Raw genomic sequence first — 13,089 nt, 5'->3', positions numbered from 1 at the left:
GGGGATCCTCGGCGCCGTCATTTGCGCCCCCCAAGCCCCAGGCGGGCCTCTATCTCGATTTGCTGCGCCGTGAGCATCTTCAGTCGCTCCTCACGCATGACGCGTGTGTGCGCATCGACGCCGCCCCGTCGAAGGCGGTTCAAAAGCTCTTCACGCTGCTCTCGAATAACCTTCAACGTCTCTGTTTCAAACAGAAGTGGGGCGGCGCGCTCGATCATGGGGCGGGTTCCCATTTGATGACGACGCCCTCAAACGTCTCGGCGCTGTGGTTGTCCAGCCAGAAGCGCGACATGTTCTCCAGAGCTGTCGCGCCCGGCCGCGCCGCAAGGAAATGAGACGGGTGGAAACCATCGGCTGCAGCGAAGGCTTCCGGGTCCTCCACATCCGCGCCGTCGATCGAGATCCAGAGGATGCCGCGCGTCTCCGACACGCAAATCTCGATCGGCAGGACGGCGGTGCAAACGGGATCAAGGATGATCTTCGAGCAATTCTTCGTCCGCATTGACTGATAGAGCTGGACGGCCTCGCCGGGGCGGGCATGGCGCGGGCGCTGGGCGCGTACGGTCTGGCGTTTCATGCCTGAAACGATCTGCGGCACGAACAGCGACTTGAACGAATAGGCCACCATCACGCACCTGCCTTTCGGGCGCGGACACGCTCGCCGAGGGCATTCATGACGGTCTGCCACTCGGCACCCTTGACCTCGCCCAGGTGGACGCGGCGGGAGCCGATCATTTCGTAGACCGCAGCGTCAAAACCCTTGCGGACGATCAGGTCGGCACCGGTGTTGAGGAGCCGCCATTGCGCCCAGGCGATCTTGGCGCCATCGGCGGCAAGCCAGTCCTGGCCGTTGGTGTTCCCGAAACCCACGCCGGCCGCGCGCTTCAGCCAGCCCTTCAGCCCGTCGATCGCCGCGCGGGCGTCATCGGCATGATGCAGGAAGCGCGTGTCGTCGAGGCTGGTCTGGCGCTTTACGAAGGCCAGCATAGCCTTGTCGTCGCGATCGTCCGTGACGCCGAGATTGTAGGCAGCGATCCAGAGCGCCTGAAGCTTCTTGGCATACTTGCCATCAAGCTTGCGCCGGCCGGCGACCTTACGGCCCGGTGCCGGCTGAAAGCCAGCCTTGCGGAAAGCGTCGAGTACCCGCAGGCGTTCGCCCTCGGTCATATCCTTGGTCGAGGCCTTGCCCGTGATGGCGACCAGCTTGGCGCGATAGACGTCATCGTCCAGGTCGAGCTGCTTGCGGGCAACGTGAATGGCGGCGATGGAGGAGGTCATACCGTGCCCCCGTTTGCTGGTGTGGTGGTCGCTAGCGCACGGATAGCCTTGGCGATGCTCGCCTTCGTGACGGAGCAAGCCGTACGGGCGTTCTTAATTGGCCCTATGGCCAGCATTGCCTTCACGACTTCCGGGCCGGGTTCTTCCTCAAATTCTGGCTCAGCCTCGGCAACTAGAGCAGCCTCTTCAAATGCCTGCGCGCGGATAGCTTCCCGATCAGGGTTAACCAGGCGCTCCAGGTCTGCGAGTTCGTCGGGCGTCAGGTTCAGCGTCTTCGTGAGGCGACGGCCGGCGCCGATCTCAAGGTCGCCTTCGGCGGCAGCGCGCTTTTCGAGCCAGTCTTTGGTGATGGGGAGCTTCATTCGGCGCACCCCTTAGCACTGATGGGGTAAATCTTTGGGAATGCGTCATAGACCACGCCGTCGAGCTTGCGGCCGGATTGCTTCTTGCCGACGCGGATGCAGGCGGTTCCGTCCTTGAAGCGGTGAACCTTCGGGCAATCGGTGCCGGCCTGCCACTGGAAGCCGTCCTTGTCGAACCAGTCTTCCGGCAAATATTCGCCGTTCTGCTTGTGATGGAAGGGCACGCGAGAAGCAGCGCACTGGTCGCGTAGGCCCTTCAGCCAATCGGGATGCGTGGGGCGGGCGGCGTGCCCGCCCTGGTCAGTCTCGCCACCAGTAATAACCCACTGGATACCGTGGCAGAGCCCGACATACTCTCGCTCCCCTACGACGTGCCCAGGCGTGAGGTCGTTGCTCCCCAGAGGAAGGAATACCTTGCCGCGCAATGTATCAATCCGATACCCGGCATTCCCCTTGCTGAAGGGATCAAAAGGAAAATCGGTAAGGTCGATCGGGCCGAGCAGGGGTTCGCAAGACAGGAAATTGAACAAGGGGCGCGTCTTGGCCTGCCAAAGGTCAAGGCTGGCATCGATGAGCGCAGGGACGTTGATGTCTGCTCGCTTCTGATCCTCGACCGTGGCGCCGATCGCTGCATTCGCCGGCAGGCCACCAGCGCTGGCCGAAAGCTTGGCGATGTTCTGTGGGCGCTTGGTCAGCAGAAGATAGACAAGGTTCGGCGTCTTTCGCATCACGTCGAAGGCATCCGCGCGCCACTGCGGGTCCACCTGGTTGTCGAAGATGTCGGCGAGACTGGCGCAGAAGACGAATGGCCGATCGCCATCCTTCTCCGCCTGGCGCTGCCAGCGGTACGGATCGTTCCATGTGTGCTTGCCGGTGCGGACGCGAGGGTTGTTGCCCCACTGCGCTTTGCCAAGCCGTTTGTCGATCAGCGCCTCGGCATAGCAGCCGTCGCAAGCAGGGGAGATTTTAGTGCAGCCCATCCACGGGTTCCATGTATGCCGGCACCATGAGATTGCGGAGTTTTCAGCCATCGGCGTTGCCCTCCTTGTCTGCCGGGTAGTCCAGAAGCGACAGGGTGGCGTCGGCTGCGCTCTGCGATGGTTCACCTGCAGGCTTACGCAACTCGGGAAAGAGTTTTCGGAGGTCGAAACCGCCGGTCGACTGGTAGGTGTGGGAACCGTCTCGATTGATGCGCATGGTAACGGTCACGCTTTTCCGCTTCCGGGTCATGACAGGCTCTCCCAGATGGTACCGGCGAGATTGGTCAGGTTGACGTCGGAGACGGAGTGCGCCGCATTCGCAATCGGTCTTGACGACGAGGAAGACGCCGTCGTCGCGGTGCTGGATCTCACCGCCGAGCTTTTCGGCCTCGGCGGCAAGTGCGTCAGTCATGTCGCTGACATCGTGGAAATGCCTCATGCCGCACCTGCAACTTTCCGCACCTCGGCGAGGGCTTCTTCGTTGAGGGTTCGGGCTGCGACATAGGATGAGTTCGGGCAGACCACGGACGGGATAATCTCCGCATTGGCCACCTGAAACTCCGCCGAACATACGTAAACGCAGTACATGGCGGGCGTACCCGACTTGCCGATCGCGTCGGTGCGGGCGGCGCCGCAGACCGGGCACCGGATCTGCGCGCGCAGCTTATCAGCGCGGACGATAGCGAGGGCGCGGGTCACGTCGTTTCCTCCGCGATCTCGCTGAACTCTATGCCGTCCTGAATGACAACCGTAATGCCGGCCTCACGGACGACGCCGTAGCCTTCGCGAAACTCGCGCGGATCAAAGTCCTCTCCGTCGATGGCGCGGCCGGCGATGTATTCCGCATGGGTGCGATACGCATCTTCGTCGGTGCCGAAATCGGTGATGCAGCTATTGAAGTCCTCCATGATTTCCGTGGTGAACTTCGTGTCGTCGAGGGCGACTGTGATGCGGCGGGTCACGTCGAAGGTGAAGGAGTGTTTCGTCATCGGCCCGCCCTCACGCCCGAGCGAAATCAAGGGAGATCGGCTCCCACTTCGCCTTGACGTCCGGTCGCCGGGAAAAGCGGATGTACTCTTTCGAACCGATCGGGCGCATGGCATCGCGGATCGCGTCCATCGCTCGCTTCCAGCGCGGGTCGGCGACTTCGAACCGGAGCAGGCGGTAGATTTCCGACCGGTTGAGCGTGCCTTCCTGGTCGACGTTGAAGGCTTTGGTGACCAGCGCCTGAAGCTCTACGCGGCTGTCAGCCGACCAGTCGTTGATGCATTCGTCCACGAGGCTCTTGGCAGCGTGCAGTTCATTCCCGAACGCGATCAAGGTCGCGACCTGCACCTGAACCTTGTACAGGCCATCATAGGTGTAATAGGTCGCGTTGCCTTTCTCGCCGCGCTTGGTGACGCCGTACTCCTGCTCCAGGAGCGCGTCGTAGGAACCAAGATCAAACTTGGTATGGCCGAGCAGGCGGGAAAGCGAGGCGCTAGCGTCGAGGGCGAAGGCGATGCACTTGCGGACGATCTCATCTTCAAGAACGTTCGCCGGCTTGACCAGGGCGAGCGGCACCCATTTGCCGGTGGCATCCATCATGCCGGGGCGCCCCTGAAACTCGATGACGGCCGGTGCCATTTCTACCGTTCGGTACATTGCTTCCGGAACGAAGCGGCCGCGTACGTCCTCGATGTAGACAGCGCCGTCGATTTCGACCTGGCGCGGTGTGGTGGAGTTTTCTGCGGTGATGACTGTGTCCATCTCTATTGTCCTTATTTCTGTTTGATTGAAGGGCGCTTGAGGAAAGCCGCATTGCGCGGCGCGTCGGCCGTGCGGTTCTGCTCGGCGTCGCGCAGGGCTCGAATGCGATGTTCAAGAATGCGGTTTTCCTCTTCCAGCTCGCGGGCGAGGGCGACGGCGGTGTTGATCTTGCCGGTGATGATTTCGGCCTCGCCGAAGGGCACGGCGCGGCCGGATATGGAGCTTTGGTTGAGGGCCTTCGAAACGGCCCTCTTCAGCTCCGCCATATGATCGGTCAGGGCGAAGTCACCGTTCATTTCTGTCCACCTCCGCCGAAATCCACCTCAATCACGGTGGCGGTCACGGTCTCCTCGACGAGCGCGGCGGTACGATAGGACAGGCCGGGCTCGTTGAAGCGGTGAATGGAAAGCTCCTGCTCGATCAGCGTGGCAAGCTTCAGCGCTGCGGACAGCTTGATGACGACGTCCTGGGCGTCGGACGCGGGCATGGTCGTGCCGGACGCCGTGAAAGGAAGCACGAGCTTCACCACGTCAAGGATGGTGTTGCTCAATGTCGTGTCGCGGAGGAGGGGCTTCATGCAAGCACCCCCATGTCGCGGTTGCGCCACGCGGCGGTCAGGTATTTCAGGGAAATGTCCTCGCCAGCCCCAAGCGCCTGCATGGCGGCGGCGCGGACAGTGCGGTCGATGTTTCGAAGCGCGCCGGGCTTGCTGGCAATGCCAAGGAGGAACTTCACACAGTCGGGTGCGTCGATGTTCCATGCTTCGATCAGCATCTTCGCATCGGCGACCGGATCGCGTTCCGTATCCAGGCGCTGATCGAAACGCGTCAGCACCTGGGCGCGGCTCGCGATGGAGCCCCGATCTTTTAAGTAGGCGACACCGGTGTCCTCATTACCGATCAGCGTGACGCCGCAGTCATAATTGTCGACGAAATGGCGGAGCTGGTTGATGGCTTCGGGCACAAGGTTCTGCGCTTCATCTATGATGAGGAGGGTGCCCTCGCCGATACGCTGCAGGCGCTTGCCGATCGCGCGCACCAGCCTGGCGGGGTTGTGCTCATGAACGTCGAGTTCGGTCGCCAGTTCAACCAGCACGCCGTGAACTGTCTTCGTGTGCGGGCTTACCGTCGCCATCCAGCAATGCGGACGGGTGCGAATGAAGTGGCGTGCTGCCGTCGTCTTCCCGGATCCGGAGGGCAAAACCACCATCGTGAAGCCCGCCGTAATCTGCGAATAGAGTAGGACGTTAAAAATCTCCGAGCCGGTCGCCGTGCGGATGAACTTCGGCGATGCGGGGAGCCGCGTCGCGATGCTGACGCTTTCCTCCAGGGCGTCGAGCCAGTTGCTGACGCTGTCGTTCACGTTGGCCAGGAGGCCGGGATAGTTCCCGTTTGTCCAGGGGTTGAAGGTGCCCTCCGGAACGCCCGTGCGGCGGGCGACCTCGGCCTTTGTCCAGGCATGCTCGCGTGCAACGTCGATTGCGCGGGCAAGCAGCTTGCGCCAGCGCTCGACTTCGGCCGGGCCGTGCTTTTCGACGAACGCCGGAGTGGGCGTCGGGAAATTCCATTCCGGAATTGTGTTGATCGGCTTTTTCATCTAGGGTTCCTTTGGTTTCATTGGTGCGGGTCTTGTGGCCCGCATTTTTTTGGGGAACCGAACTCAATACTTCTCGGCTCATGCGGTGACCGGACGGATTACTTTCCCGGTCGATCCCCTTTCGGGAATGGGAGGATGGCGGCATCGCCGCCCGCCAGAAGCGCAAGGCCCCGGCTGAAATTGTCTGCATATTGGTGGGCGTCGATCTCTTCGACGGTCGGCGCCGGTGCGGCCTGCTGACGGGTGATAAGGCGCGTGACTTTCGGGCGAACCGTCCTCGGCGGTGTGGTCTCGCCGCGCCCCATCAGCTCCTTGAGCTGCACGTCGTTGAGGCGGCGGGCGGCTTCCTTCTGAACCTTGAGGGACTTGGCGAAATCGCTCTTGGCGCGGGCGGTATCGCGGGCGGCCGACTGGCAGTCGAAACCGCTGTTGTCGATGCACGTCGCGTCGCAGATCAGCCGGCCCTGCGGGTCATAGACCTTCACGTCGCCGTGGAGGTTGGAAGGGTCAAAGCGGGCGGTCAGCTTCTTGCCGATCCACTGGTTGAGTTCACGCGACCAGTAGCGGTTGCCGAAAAGGTGGATGGCGCCATCGGGCTTGCGAGCCGTGACGGTTTCGGCGGTCAGCATCCAGAGCGATCGCTGCATCGGGCTTGCGAAACGCGGCAGGTTGATGGGATCCGCCATGCTGGCGGCGAAGGTGGCGTCGAAGCTGCGGCCCTTGGCCGTCTCGGTCTTGCGGCCCTCGCGGGCGTTGTGCTCGATGACGCGGGCAGCAACATGCTTTTCCAGCTGCTCGATCGGCACGGCCCATTTGCCATAGTTCTCCGGCTTGTGCTCGGTGCTGCGGCCGGTATAGGCGCCCGCCATGTCGGGGTGCTTGGATATCTCTTCGGCGAGGTCGCCCCATCCGCGCTCGATCGGCTTGGACTGGCCGGAATACGGCTTCACGAAGCGCCCGTCGATCCCGAGGGTTTTCAGGAGGCCGGCGACTTCGTCTTCGGTAATCTTGAAGCGGTTGCGCCGTTTCGCGCCGCCGGAGATCTTCTTCGAGGCGAAGGCCTTGCCGTTGTCCATGTAAAGGCGCTCGGGAATGCCGTGCTCCTCGACCATGCGGCCGATGATGGTGCGCACGGCCTCCCATGTCTCCGCCTCGGCAAGTACCCAGGAGAGGATCTTCCGCGAATAGAGATCTTGAATGGCCATCAGGTAGACGCGGGTCGGCTTGTCACGGCCCGGCAACTGGACGTGCAGGTCGAGCTTGTGCCCGTCCGTGTTGGCATATTGCATCGCGACCAGGTGCGCGACGGAACGCTGCTGCGCCGGCAGCAGCTTCATGGCCTCTTCCTTGCCCTTGCGTGCGAGGATCTGCACGGCGCGCGGCACCTTGATGCCCATGTGGCGGCGCAGGGTGCGCTCGGCCGGGATCGGTGCCCATCCCTTTCGCTTGGCGACTTCCTTCATGCGGCGATAGCAGGACGAGAATTTCGGGCCTTCGGGGCGCAGGTAATCGGAGGCGAGCACGTCCCACGCGTCGGGGTGGCAGTCGGCCAGTTCGCTGATCTCGCCGTTCGCGGTCGGGACATCCGGAGCCAGCGCGGCAAGCCAGTCATGCCGGGCCTTGCCCTCGACCTTGCCCGCCCAGCGATACAACGTGGCGCGATCGATCTCGAATTTCGTCTCGACGTAGCGGGTCGCCTGCGCCGCGCTCACGCCGGCCGAGCGCATCTCGTGCCACGTCGTGACAACGTCGAACCGCTGCTGGCAGACCTTGCGCTGATCGTCGGTCAGGGCTTCGAACCGCCTCCAAAGGAGGTTTGAAGCCGCCTTTTCGGGGATCGCGGGGGCGGCTTCCACAAAGGCGAGCTTGGCGCGCGCAGTGTCGGACAGCAGGCCATAGTGATATTCGAAACCGCCGCCGCCCTCGCGGCCGGATTGCTTCCGGAACCGGGCCGGGTTCATGCGCCAGCCTTCGCGCAGCACCACCTTGTCGAAGCCCTTGGCCGTCGAGGGATAGCCGGGCAGCTGTGCTGCAGCGAGGTCCGTGAGGGTGTACCATTCCTTCATGCTCGGCCGGCCTTCTTCTCGGCCATCCAGGCGCGAATGTCGGTTTCGTTTTCGCGGCAGAAATTCAGCGTGGCGCGGATCGCAAAAATCCGGTCCATCAGCATCACGCGCTTTTCTTCCGGCATCCGTCCTTCACGGACGAGGCGCGGGTAGAGCTTTTCGCGCTCGGCGATTTCACGGTCGATTTCGGCGATCTGGCCGATGATCGAGATCTTGCCGGCCATCAGCCTTCCCCCCGACGGATGCGGACGGGCGTGGCCGTCAGTTTGCGGATTTGCAGAGCAACGGCTCGCTGTTCCTGCCGAAGGCGCGCGATCTCGGCGAGCCGCGCCTCATCTCCCTGCAGGAGGAGTAGGCCGTCCTCTGATACGACGGTGTCCCAAAGCCAGAGGGCGCCGGTGGCGCGCACGAAAGCCTTGAAGCGGACGAGGCTGACATCGTGCCCTTCCTTGCTCTCGGCCGTATAGGCATCGAGCGAGGCCTTGGAGATGGAGGGAAGGCCGAGATAGCCTGCCATCCGTGCCGCGATCGTCTGGCGGTCATAGGGGCATTCGCGGATCGCGCGACCCATCTCGCGCTTCAGAAAGCGGCGGAAGGCGTCGAGGTCGATGCGCTCGACGGGCGAGCGCGTCGGGTAGACCGGCGCGGCGAAGAAATCTGGCTGGGCGGGGTCGGGCTTGCTCATGCCGCTTTCGCCTCGCGCTTGATGTCGGCCATCATCTCGCCGAGCGTGCCATCCGGCTCGGCGCCGATCTGGACAAGGAATTCCTGGCGGGTTTCCTCGCTGGCATTTTCCCAGGCGGCGAGCAGCTTCTTCAACAAAACGGCCTGCGGGTCGGCCTTCGGCTTCTCCGGTTTCAACCAGGACAGGGCCAGCTTCAGGTCGGGCTTTTCTTTCAGCGATGCGGCGACGCGCAGCTGGTCGTCGGCGGAGAGCTTCGCGAGCTTCAGAAGCTTGGATTGGTCGGTCTCTGCTTCGGTGCCCCGCACGGCGGCGCGAAGCGTAGGGTGCAGGTTCTGGCCGATACGGACGGCGCGCTTATACGTGTCAGGGCCGAGGCCAAGCCGTTCCTGAATATCGCTCGACAGCTCGCGCCCATTCGCCAGTTTCAAAGGTGCATCGTGCCCCTTTGATTTCTGGTTCCCGCCGCGCTCGATCTTGCCGTGCTTCGCTTCCCAAAGCTCGCGATACTTCAGCACAAACACCGCGCGCTCTATCGGTGTCAGGTCAATGCCGTGCAAGTTTTCGACGATCTCGATCATCTGCGCGTCGGCGGCATCGGCCTTGACGACAACCGCGTCAATTTCGTCCCATCCGAGCATCGTTGCCGCCGCGAAACGGTAGCCACCGGCAACGAGAATGAAGGGGGTTGCGCCCTTGTTCTTGGCAGGCGCGCGCCGGACGGAAATTGGCGTTATCTGTCCGTGTTCGGCCATGGACGCGGCGCGAGCCTCGACCTTGGTGGCGTCGGTCGAGCGCAGGCGGTCGCCAGCGTCGATTTCGGAGAGGTTCAGGCGAAGGAATTCGGCCATGTTTATGCCGCCTCTGCATCTTCGGCGAGTGCCGTCATGAAATTGTCCTTGGCCCGAGCGGAAATCCGCTCGTAAGCACGCTCAAAAACCGGCTCGTAACGGCGCTGCTCGACGGTGCGGATCGACTGCAGAACCATGGCGCGGCCAACGCACAGCAGCTTGGTCAGCCGCCTGCGCGGAATGCCGAATTCGACATTCAGGATGTGGATGGTGATCTGCCGGGCGAGCTTGGCATCGAACAACTCGCGGGGCGGGTCGATCAGGAAGCGGATCGGCAGGTGGTTAAAGTGCGAACGGCTGGCGCGAAAAGCCGCGCTGACCATCACGGCCAGCCGCTCGTCCTGTGAGTAGGGATTACGCAAAACAAAAACTCCCATTGGTTGTGTCGCACGACTCATGACAAGCTGGCGGCGCGAGGCGGGGCGGCAACCCGGCCTCGCGCCTGTCATCCCCACGCGAACTGAGCACTTGGAGACGATTGAAATGGCGAGAAAATCTGCAGAAGAGTTCCTGCGAGACACCGCAGAATTGATGAAAGGCGACCCGACCTTTTGGCGGCATCCAGTTGCCGAGGCGGTGATGGAGCTTTTTGCCGAAGGGAAAGGCGTGACGCCCGAAAGTCTGATCGCGCGCCTGCAGGAAGGGCGGCATGCAGACGACGTCATGCTTCGCGGTGCGCAATTAGAGGCCGCCATTGAGCGCCTCCGCAAGTTCCTCGTGAAGTAGGATTGAGAAGAGCAACTGCGTTGCAATCTTCTCGTCGCTTTTGTGGGAAAGGCTCTCAAGCGCAATATTGAGCAGAGCCGTGGGGCTTGCGTCATCGCCTGCAGCTTCGATGAGTTTCCGAAGGGCGGCATCGCCGTGTGCGGGCGCTGCCAAGAGTGCTGTTTTCAAAACAGCCTCCCGAAGACGATCGCAAGCACCGCAGCCAGAGAGGCGAAGGGCACGCCGCAAAACAGCAGCGCTTGCGCTTTCCGGCAGAAAGCCGAATGCGATGGCACAAAAGGAATGATGTCGATTTTGGCTGTACGTTTCGCCCTATCGGCGGGAGCCGCCATCCGCGATTGTTCGGATGTGGCGTCGGCAGAGCGGGTCTGACGGCCGGGATCAACAGGGATCCAGCGGCGCATTCCGCACAAGGCCAGAGCAGCGTTCTTGTCGGCGCCACGCATCACGCGGCCTCCGTCGTCGAGCGGCGCGCATACCGGTAGTTCTCGGCCGGCTGCGGGCACTTGCGCTGGCCGTCCGCGTGATAGCGGGAGAACCAGAGGAGATGAGGGCGGGTGCCGAGGGCGGCGGCGATGGCGCGCTCGCCGGCCAGATGAGGTTCGTGGACCGCATTGCCTGCGGTCCCGCGTGGCAGCTTGTAGTCCTCGTCGATCTTGGTGAGGGTCAGACCCTTTTGCGTCATGAGGTCGCGAATACGGCCAACCTCTTTCCGCCTGCGCTGCTCTGCTCGGTCGAGCTTGCCGGTCTCTGCGGCACGGTGCATAAAATGATCCTTCCGGAAGGGAGGCCCTGGCAGGCCTCCTTTTTTGGGGTGTTGAAATCTGCGAACACAGAAAGGATTAAGCTACAATTGGTTCTTTGTAAACACCAATCATAGTTTAATTAGAGTTTTGGCTAGACCTGAGAATGAGGCAAAGACGCCGCTTGGCCGGCGCATACGTGATGTGCGGGCGCACTTCGGGATCGACGATAGGGAGGCTTTTGCCGGCCGTCTGGGGATCAGTAAGGCGGCATTGGCCTATTACGAGCGCGGGGAGCGCACGCCGGACGCGTCAGTTCTTGCGGCTTACCGCGAAGTGTTCGGGGTGAACATCAGTTGGCTCGTTACCGGGCGAGGCGACATGTTCGACGATCCAGCAAAGGCTCCGGCGCCACACACTGGCGTCGATATCGTCCTGTTGCAGCAGCTTCACGACACGGTCCAGGCCGTCTACATCGAGTGCAAGCGGACGCCGCCACCACGCGCCGTGACTGCGGATGCGGGTGAACTCTACAACGAGCTGCTGGGGATGGTGGCCGATATCCGCGACAAGGCGGTTGTCACGGCGCTGCTGCCAGTTCTGCGCGATCGCTTCAAGGAGCGGATCTCGAAATCGGAGCCGGGGTCGAGCAAAGTCGTGGGCTCATGATCGTCGAGATAAACGACGAACAGCGAAAAATGGATGTAGGGTCGAAGGCGCCCGGAAACGCATTCCAGGTACTCCTCACCAAGATGTTGTTCGAACCCGGTAGAGAAACTCTCAATTCCTCAGCCCCGAGATAGACGCCCCATCTGCATTAAATCAAAGCACAACCCCAATACGCGCACACCAACACAGCCGCAAAGCTACTGGTTGAGCGGCGGCCGCACAAACAATCCCTGCTGCAAGTGCAATGATGGTAAATGCCGGCCGTCGCGTTACCGGCGATCGGCGCCGGAGCCGGGGGTTGAACACGCGCTTCACAGACACGCCGATGCGCTTTTAGCCGGAGCTTGGACATGGCACATCGCCCCCGGCCGAAAGGCCACGGCGAATGCGCCAGCCGCCAAGCTGCGCATGTGTTCGGCCACCGCTGCGGCGGCGCGCCTATGTGAAGTCAGGGTGTTCAAGCCCGCTACGGTTATAAAGCCGGCCCAGTTGCACGCAAACGGATAATTCGCGCTCAAATGCGTTTCGAACACCTGATTGGAAATCGCCTTTAAGCCGGATGGCGAGGAGGAACCTTAAACGCCACTGATCGGGGCGCAATTTTCGAGGTTCCCCCAATGTTTTCAGCAAGTTGCTATGCTCTGGCGGGCAAGGTTCCCGCGATGGAGGAACCTTAAATTGGATTTCCGGTGATTTCGGAGCGGCGCTCGCCGATACCAGGCGCACCGGCTTGGGCCGGTACCGTCTATATTTTTCAATGCTTTGAAGGAGCCTTAAAGGCCTTTAACGGTTTTTTGGGCGCCGTCTTGAAGCCTCAGCCGTTTTTGCCGATACTGGGCGCGGCCTCGGCGTTTTCCCGCCGACCCGCTGTCAAAAAGGTCTGCGCGCTTTTTCGCCTCGCGCTCTCTGAAACCCCTGAGCTTCCGGCCTTTTTCACCAGTTCCCGGATTTTCCCGGATATTCCCGCCTTGTCGCAGGATCAGTGTCAGACAACAGAGACGCTTAATTTCCATCCCGATATGGCCCTGCTTTCTGCTGAGTCGCTTCGCCGTCTCAGCTTGGCAGTTCGCGCAGCCAAAAGTTTCAGAGATTTGGCTGCCCATTTCTTGAGAATGGTTCACTTGCTTGGCACTCAAACCAATGGGCCGGGTTGAAGCCGATAGTCCGAAGCAGCCAGAACGACATCGGCTCGTCTAGTATTCATCTTCGCTGACCGCGACTGCGTGCTGACCTATCCCGATATCGTTAACGGGATCGAGTGCTTCTCCTATCGCCCAGACGGGAAGGGGGGAATCGTGCTTGGCAAGGACAAGGGCTTGATCGAGACGGTGCGTGAAACTCTGGGGTTGAAGTTCAGTGGCAGGCCATTTGGACTGTGCTGAAATGC

Annotated in this window: 22 protein-coding genes and 1 pseudogene; 4 read left to right on the top strand and 19 right to left on the bottom strand. The window is 61.9% G+C overall.

Translation table 11 applies throughout. The annotated features are described in order from the left end of the window. Positions 1 to 17: 17 nt before the first annotated feature. From ACOZKU_RS12230 to ACOZKU_RS12150, 17 genes are all read right to left on the bottom strand, one after another. Positions 18 to 218: a hypothetical protein gene (locus ACOZKU_RS12230; protein WP_421579102.1), complete on the bottom strand. Its 201-nt coding sequence runs from the start codon at positions 216 to 218 to the stop codon at positions 18 to 20. Further along, positions 215 to 628: an ASCH domain-containing protein gene (locus ACOZKU_RS12225; RefSeq protein WP_421579101.1), complete on the bottom strand. Its 414-nt coding sequence runs from the start codon at positions 626 to 628 to the stop codon at positions 215 to 217. Before ACOZKU_RS12225 ends, ACOZKU_RS12230 begins: the two co-directional genes overlap by 4 nt. Continuing rightward, a complete protein-coding gene (locus ACOZKU_RS12220) occupies positions 628 to 1,278 on the bottom strand; it encodes a phage protein GemA/Gp16 family protein (RefSeq protein WP_421579099.1) in 651 nt (216 codons plus the stop codon). Before ACOZKU_RS12220 ends, ACOZKU_RS12225 begins: the two co-directional genes overlap by 1 nt. Further along, positions 1,275 to 1,640, bottom strand: a complete 366-nt coding sequence (locus tag ACOZKU_RS12215; RefSeq protein WP_421579098.1) for a hypothetical protein — start codon at positions 1,638 to 1,640, stop codon at positions 1,275 to 1,277. The genes ACOZKU_RS12220 and ACOZKU_RS12215 overlap by 4 nt, the downstream gene beginning before the upstream one ends. Next, positions 1,637 to 2,671, bottom strand: coding sequence for a phage Gp37/Gp68 family protein (locus tag ACOZKU_RS12210; RefSeq protein ID WP_421579097.1), 1,035 nt, complete (start codon positions 2,669 to 2,671; stop codon positions 1,637 to 1,639). Before ACOZKU_RS12210 ends, ACOZKU_RS12215 begins: the two co-directional genes overlap by 4 nt. Next, the gene (locus tag ACOZKU_RS12205) at positions 2,664 to 3,032 is read right to left on the bottom strand and encodes a hypothetical protein (protein ID WP_421579095.1); all 369 of its coding nucleotides are present in this window, start codon (positions 3,030 to 3,032) and stop codon (positions 2,664 to 2,666) included. Before ACOZKU_RS12205 ends, ACOZKU_RS12210 begins: the two co-directional genes overlap by 8 nt. Before the next feature lie 23 nt (positions 3,033 to 3,055). Beyond that, the gene (locus ACOZKU_RS12200) at positions 3,056 to 3,319 is read right to left on the bottom strand and encodes a hypothetical protein (RefSeq protein ID WP_421579093.1); all 264 of its coding nucleotides are present in this window, start codon (positions 3,317 to 3,319) and stop codon (positions 3,056 to 3,058) included. Next, positions 3,316 to 3,609, bottom strand: a complete 294-nt coding sequence (locus ACOZKU_RS12195) for a hypothetical protein (RefSeq protein WP_421579092.1) — start codon at positions 3,607 to 3,609, stop codon at positions 3,316 to 3,318. The genes ACOZKU_RS12200 and ACOZKU_RS12195 overlap by 4 nt, the downstream gene beginning before the upstream one ends. Before the next feature lie 10 nt (positions 3,610 to 3,619). Beyond that, a complete protein-coding gene (locus ACOZKU_RS12190; RefSeq protein WP_421579091.1) occupies positions 3,620 to 4,369 on the bottom strand; it encodes a DUF3164 family protein in 750 nt (249 codons plus the stop codon). Between the two features lie 11 nt (positions 4,370 to 4,380). After that, positions 4,381 to 4,665: a hypothetical protein gene (locus tag ACOZKU_RS12185; protein ID WP_421579090.1), complete on the bottom strand. Its 285-nt coding sequence runs from the start codon at positions 4,663 to 4,665 to the stop codon at positions 4,381 to 4,383. Continuing rightward, the gene (locus ACOZKU_RS12180; RefSeq protein ID WP_421579089.1) at positions 4,662 to 4,946 is read right to left on the bottom strand and encodes a hypothetical protein; all 285 of its coding nucleotides are present in this window, start codon (positions 4,944 to 4,946) and stop codon (positions 4,662 to 4,664) included. The genes ACOZKU_RS12185 and ACOZKU_RS12180 overlap by 4 nt, the downstream gene beginning before the upstream one ends. Further along, complete coding sequence (locus ACOZKU_RS12175; protein WP_421579088.1) at positions 4,943 to 5,965, bottom strand: AAA family ATPase; 1,023 nt, start codon at positions 5,963 to 5,965, stop codon at positions 4,943 to 4,945. Before ACOZKU_RS12175 ends, ACOZKU_RS12180 begins: the two co-directional genes overlap by 4 nt. 98 nt (positions 5,966 to 6,063) lie before the next feature. Next, positions 6,064 to 8,031, bottom strand: a complete 1,968-nt coding sequence (locus ACOZKU_RS12170) for a transposase domain-containing protein (RefSeq protein ID WP_421579087.1) — start codon at positions 8,029 to 8,031, stop codon at positions 6,064 to 6,066. Next, complete coding sequence (locus ACOZKU_RS12165; RefSeq protein ID WP_421579086.1) at positions 8,028 to 8,255, bottom strand: hypothetical protein; 228 nt, start codon at positions 8,253 to 8,255, stop codon at positions 8,028 to 8,030. The genes ACOZKU_RS12170 and ACOZKU_RS12165 overlap by 4 nt, the downstream gene beginning before the upstream one ends. Then, positions 8,255 to 8,716 (bottom strand): hypothetical protein, encoded by a 462-nt coding sequence (locus tag ACOZKU_RS12160; RefSeq protein WP_421579085.1) that lies wholly within the window; start codon positions 8,714 to 8,716, stop codon positions 8,255 to 8,257. Before ACOZKU_RS12160 ends, ACOZKU_RS12165 begins: the two co-directional genes overlap by 1 nt. Beyond that, a complete protein-coding gene (locus ACOZKU_RS12155; RefSeq protein ID WP_421579084.1) occupies positions 8,713 to 9,564 on the bottom strand; it encodes a ParB N-terminal domain-containing protein in 852 nt (283 codons plus the stop codon). Before ACOZKU_RS12155 ends, ACOZKU_RS12160 begins: the two co-directional genes overlap by 4 nt. 2 nt (positions 9,565 to 9,566) lie before the next feature. Continuing rightward, the gene (locus ACOZKU_RS12150) at positions 9,567 to 9,962 is read right to left on the bottom strand and encodes a hypothetical protein (protein ID WP_421579083.1); all 396 of its coding nucleotides are present in this window, start codon (positions 9,960 to 9,962) and stop codon (positions 9,567 to 9,569) included. A 70-nt stretch (positions 9,963 to 10,032) separates the two neighbouring features. On the opposite strand from ACOZKU_RS12150, the gene ACOZKU_RS12145 reads away from it, so the two are divergent. Further along, positions 10,033 to 10,290 (top strand): hypothetical protein, encoded by a 258-nt coding sequence (locus ACOZKU_RS12145; RefSeq protein ID WP_421579082.1) that lies wholly within the window; start codon positions 10,033 to 10,035, stop codon positions 10,288 to 10,290. Positions 10,291 to 10,454: 164 nt separating this feature from the next. Here ACOZKU_RS12145 and ACOZKU_RS12140 read toward each other — a convergent pair whose 3' ends face one another. Both ACOZKU_RS12140 and ACOZKU_RS12135 read right to left on the bottom strand, forming a co-directional pair. Next, positions 10,455 to 10,736, bottom strand: a complete 282-nt coding sequence (locus tag ACOZKU_RS12140; protein ID WP_421579081.1) for a hypothetical protein — start codon at positions 10,734 to 10,736, stop codon at positions 10,455 to 10,457. Further along, complete coding sequence (locus ACOZKU_RS12135) at positions 10,736 to 11,056, bottom strand: helix-turn-helix domain-containing protein (protein ID WP_421579080.1); 321 nt, start codon at positions 11,054 to 11,056, stop codon at positions 10,736 to 10,738. Before ACOZKU_RS12135 ends, ACOZKU_RS12140 begins: the two co-directional genes overlap by 1 nt. A gap of 181 nt (positions 11,057 to 11,237) precedes the next feature. Here ACOZKU_RS12135 and ACOZKU_RS12130 point away from each other — a divergent pair, with 181 nt between their 5' ends. From ACOZKU_RS12130 to ACOZKU_RS12120, 3 genes and pseudogenes are all read left to right on the top strand, one after another. Continuing rightward, positions 11,238 to 11,702 carry a helix-turn-helix domain-containing protein gene (locus tag ACOZKU_RS12130; protein WP_421579079.1) on the top strand — a complete coding sequence of 155 codons (465 nt, stop codon included), beginning with the start codon at positions 11,238 to 11,240 and terminating at the stop codon, positions 11,700 to 11,702. Between the two features lie 689 nt (positions 11,703 to 12,391). After that, complete coding sequence (locus tag ACOZKU_RS12125; protein ID WP_421579078.1) at positions 12,392 to 12,856, top strand: hypothetical protein; 465 nt, start codon at positions 12,392 to 12,394, stop codon at positions 12,854 to 12,856. A 42-nt stretch (positions 12,857 to 12,898) separates the two neighbouring features. Next, positions 12,899 to 13,054, top strand: a pseudogene (locus ACOZKU_RS12120) (arginine deiminase); the annotation flags it as partial. Positions 13,055 to 13,089 lie beyond the last annotated feature (35 nt).

Origin of the sequence: Shinella sp. M31 (genome assembly GCF_049199205.1) — a bacterium.
Classification (GTDB): domain Bacteria; phylum Pseudomonadota; class Alphaproteobacteria; order Rhizobiales; family Rhizobiaceae; genus Shinella.
This window is presented reverse-complemented; position numbering and strand designations above follow the sequence as displayed.

Bases quoted from the DNA above. Each gene is read 5' to 3' on its own strand.
- ACOZKU_RS12220 (WP_421579099.1), bottom strand. From the start codon at position 1,278: ATGACCTCCTCCATCGCCGCCATTCACGTTGCCCGCAAGCAGCTCGAC.
- ACOZKU_RS12135 (WP_421579080.1), bottom strand. From the start codon at position 11,056: ATGCACCGTGCCGCAGAGACCGGCAAGCTCGACCGAGCAGAGCAGCGC.
- ACOZKU_RS12150 (WP_421579083.1), bottom strand. From the start codon at position 9,962: ATGAGTCGTGCGACACAACCAATGGGAGTTTTTGTTTTGCGTAATCCC.
- ACOZKU_RS12215 (WP_421579098.1), bottom strand. From the start codon at position 1,640: ATGAAGCTCCCCATCACCAAAGACTGGCTCGAAAAGCGCGCTGCCGCC.
- ACOZKU_RS12140 (WP_421579081.1), bottom strand. From the start codon at position 10,736: ATGCGTGGCGCCGACAAGAACGCTGCTCTGGCCTTGTGCGGAATGCGC.
- ACOZKU_RS12210 (WP_421579097.1), bottom strand. From the start codon at position 2,671: ATGGCTGAAAACTCCGCAATCTCATGGTGCCGGCATACATGGAACCCG.
- ACOZKU_RS12155 (WP_421579084.1), bottom strand. From the start codon at position 9,564: ATGGCCGAATTCCTTCGCCTGAACCTCTCCGAAATCGACGCTGGCGAC.
- ACOZKU_RS12170 (WP_421579087.1), bottom strand. From the start codon at position 8,031: ATGAAGGAATGGTACACCCTCACGGACCTCGCTGCAGCACAGCTGCCC.
- ACOZKU_RS12160 (WP_421579085.1), bottom strand. From the start codon at position 8,716: ATGAGCAAGCCCGACCCCGCCCAGCCAGATTTCTTCGCCGCGCCGGTC.
- ACOZKU_RS12195 (WP_421579092.1), bottom strand. From the start codon at position 3,609: ATGACGAAACACTCCTTCACCTTCGACGTGACCCGCCGCATCACAGTC.
- ACOZKU_RS12180 (WP_421579089.1), bottom strand. From the start codon at position 4,946: ATGAAGCCCCTCCTCCGCGACACGACATTGAGCAACACCATCCTTGAC.
- ACOZKU_RS12225 (WP_421579101.1), bottom strand. From the start codon at position 628: ATGGTGGCCTATTCGTTCAAGTCGCTGTTCGTGCCGCAGATCGTTTCA.
- ACOZKU_RS12165 (WP_421579086.1), bottom strand. From the start codon at position 8,255: ATGGCCGGCAAGATCTCGATCATCGGCCAGATCGCCGAAATCGACCGT.
- ACOZKU_RS12230 (WP_421579102.1), bottom strand. From the start codon at position 218: ATGATCGAGCGCGCCGCCCCACTTCTGTTTGAAACAGAGACGTTGAAG.
- ACOZKU_RS12205 (WP_421579095.1), bottom strand. From the start codon at position 3,032: ATGACTGACGCACTTGCCGCCGAGGCCGAAAAGCTCGGCGGTGAGATC.
- ACOZKU_RS12175 (WP_421579088.1), bottom strand. From the start codon at position 5,965: ATGAAAAAGCCGATCAACACAATTCCGGAATGGAATTTCCCGACGCCC.
- ACOZKU_RS12185 (WP_421579090.1), bottom strand. From the start codon at position 4,665: ATGAACGGTGACTTCGCCCTGACCGATCATATGGCGGAGCTGAAGAGG.
- ACOZKU_RS12190 (WP_421579091.1), bottom strand. From the start codon at position 4,369: ATGGACACAGTCATCACCGCAGAAAACTCCACCACACCGCGCCAGGTC.